The organism is Pseudomonas sp. PGPR40, assembly GCF_022014505.1.
In the GTDB taxonomy this organism is placed as follows: Bacteria; Pseudomonadota; Gammaproteobacteria; order Pseudomonadales; family Pseudomonadaceae; genus Aquipseudomonas.
In genome coordinates, this window is record NZ_JAKLSP010000066.1 from 1 (window position 1) to 3077 (window position 3077).

1 rRNA gene is annotated in these 3077 nt (G+C 51.1%); it reads left to right on the forward strand.

Features of this window, described 5'->3' with window-relative positions:
• Window positions 1-166: 166 nt before the first annotated feature.
• Window positions 167-3058: ribosomal RNA gene (locus tag MEB48_RS28965) — 23S ribosomal RNA — on the forward strand.
• Window positions 3059-3077 lie beyond the last annotated feature (19 nt).

The window sequence follows — 3077 nt, forward strand, 5'->3', positions numbered from 1 at the left end:
TCGTTCTTTAAAAATTTGGGTATGTGATAGAAAGATAGACTGAACGTTACTTTCACTGGTAACGGATCAGGCTAAGGTAAAATTTGTGAGTTGCTCTTTATGAGCAAGAATCGAATTTTCGGCGAATGTCGTCTTCACAGTATAACCAGATTGCTTGGGGTTATATGGTCAAGTGAAGAAGCGCATACGGTGGATGCCTTGGCAGTCAGAGGCGATGAAAGACGTGGTAGCCTGCGAAAAGCTTCGGGGAGTCGGCAAACAGACTGTGATCCGGAGATGTCTGAATGGGGGAACCCACCTAACATAAGTTAGGTATCTTAAGCTGAATACATAGGCTTAAGAAGCGAACCAGGGGAACTGAAACATCTAAGTACCCTGAGGAAAAGAAATCAACCGAGATTCCCTTAGTAGTGGCGAGCGAACGGGGACTAGCCCTTAAGTGGCTTTGAGATTAGCGGAACGCTCTGGAAAGTGCGGCCATAGTGGGTGATAGCCCTGTACGCGAAAATCTCTTGGCCATGAAATCGAGTAGGACGGAGCACGAGAAACTTTGTCTGAATATGGGGGGACCATCCTCCAAGGCTAAATACTACTGACTGACCGATAGTGAACTAGTACCGTGAGGGAAAGGCGAAAAGAACCCCGGAGAGGGGAGTGAAATAGATCCTGAAACCGTATGCGTACAAGCAGTGGGAGCCCACTTTGTTGGGTGACTGCGTACCTTTTGTATAATGGGTCAGCGACTTATTTTCAGTGGCGAGCTTAACCGAATAGGGGAGGCGTAGCGAAAGCGAGTCTTAATAGGGCGTCTAGTCGCTGGGAATAGACCCGAAACCGGGCGATCTATCCATGGGCAGGTTGAAGGTTGGGTAACACTAACTGGAGGACCGAACCGACTACCGTTGAAAAGTTAGCGGATGACCTGTGGATCGGAGTGAAAGGCTAATCAAGCTCGGAGATAGCTGGTTCTCCTCGAAAGCTATTTAGGTAGCGCCTCATGTATCACTGTAGGGGGTAGAGCACTGTTTCGGCTAGGGGGTCATCCCGACTTACCAAACCGATGCAAACTCCGAATACCTACAAGTGCCGAGCATGGGAGACACACGGCGGGTGCTAACGTCCGTCGTGAAAAGGGAAACAACCCAGACCGTCAGCTAAGGTCCCAAAGTTATGGTTAAGTGGGAAACGATGTGGGAAGGCTTAGACAGCTAGGAGGTTGGCTTAGAAGCAGCCACCCTTTAAAGAAAGCGTAATAGCTCACTAGTCGAGTCGGCCTGCGCGGAAGATGTAACGGGGCTCAAACCATACACCGAAGCTACGGGTATCACTTAGGTGATGCGGTAGAGGAGCGTTCTGTAAGCCTGTGAAGGTGAGTTGAGAAGCTTGCTGGAGGTATCAGAAGTGCGAATGCTGACATGAGTAACGACAATGGGTGTGAAAAACACCCACGCCGAAAGACCAAGGTTTCCTGCGCAACGTTAATCGACGCAGGGTTAGTCGGTCCCTAAGGCGAGGCTGAAAAGCGTAGTCGATGGAAAACAGGTTAATATTCCTGTACTTCTGGTTATTGCGATGGAGGGACGGAGAAGGCTAGGCCAGCTTGGCGTTGGTTGTCCAAGTTTAAGGTGGTAGGCTGAGATCTTAGGTAAATCCGGGATCTTAAGGCCGAGAGCTGATGACGAGTGTTCTTTTAGAACACGAAGTGGTTGATGCCATGCTTCCAAGAAAAGCTTCTAAGCTTCAGGTAACCAGGAACCGTACCCCAAACCGACACAGGTGGTTGGGTAGAGAATACCAAGGCGCTTGAGAGAACTCGGGTGAAGGAACTAGGCAAAATGGCACCGTAACTTCGGGAGAAGGTGCGCCGGTGAGGGTGAAGCATTTACTGCGTAAGCCCATGCCGGTCGAAGATACCAGGCCGCTGCGACTGTTTATTAAAAACACAGCACTCTGCAAACACGAAAGTGGACGTATAGGGTGTGACGCCTGCCCGGTGCCGGAAGGTTAATTGATGGGGTTAGCTAACGCGAAGCTCTTGATCGAAGCCCCGGTAAACGGCGGCCGTAACTATAACGGTCCTAAGGTAGCGAAATTCCTTGTCGGGTAAGTTCCGACCTGCACGAATGGCGTAACGATGGCGGCGCTGTCTCCACCCGAGACTCAGTGAAATTGAAATCGCTGTGAAGATGCAGTGTATCCGCGGCTAGACGGAAAGACCCCGTGAACCTTTACTATAGCTTTGCACTGGACTTTGAATTTGCTTGTGTAGGATAGGTGGGAGGCTTTGAAGCGTGGACGCCAGTTCGCGTGGAGCCAACCTTGAAATACCACCCTGGCAACTTTGAGGTTCTAACTCAGGTCCGTTATCCGGATCGAGGACAGTGTATGGTGGGTAGTTTGACTGGGGCGGTCTCCTCCTAAAGAGTAACGGAGGAGTACGAAGGTGCGCTCAGACCGGTCGGAAATCGGTCGTAGAGTATAAAGGCAAAAGCGCGCTTGACTGCGAGACAGACACGTCGAGCAGGTACGAAAGTAGGTCTTAGTGATCCGGTGGTTCTGTATGGAAGGGCCATCGCTCAACGGATAAAAGGTACTCCGGGGATAACAGGCTGATACCGCCCAAGAGTTCATATCGACGGCGGTGTTTGGCACCTCGATGTCGGCTCATCACATCCTGGGGCTGAAGCCGGTCCCAAGGGTATGGCTGTTCGCCATTTAAAGTGGTACGCGAGCTGGGTTTAGAACGTCGTGAGACAGTTCGGTCCCTATCTGCCGTGGACGTTTGAGATTTGAGAGGGGCTGCTCCTAGTACGAGAGGACCGGAGTGGACGAACCTCTGGTGTTCCGGTTGTCACGCCAGTGGCATTGCCGGGTAGCTATGTTCGGAATAGATAACCGCTGAAAGCATCTAAGCGGGAAACTAGCCTCAAGATGAGATCTCACTGGGACCTTGAGTCCCCTGAAGGGCCGTCGAAGACTACGACGTTGATAGGTTGGGTGTGTAAGCGCTGTGAGGCGTTGAGCTAACCAATACTAATTGCCCGTGAGGCTTGACCATATAACACCCAAGCAATTTG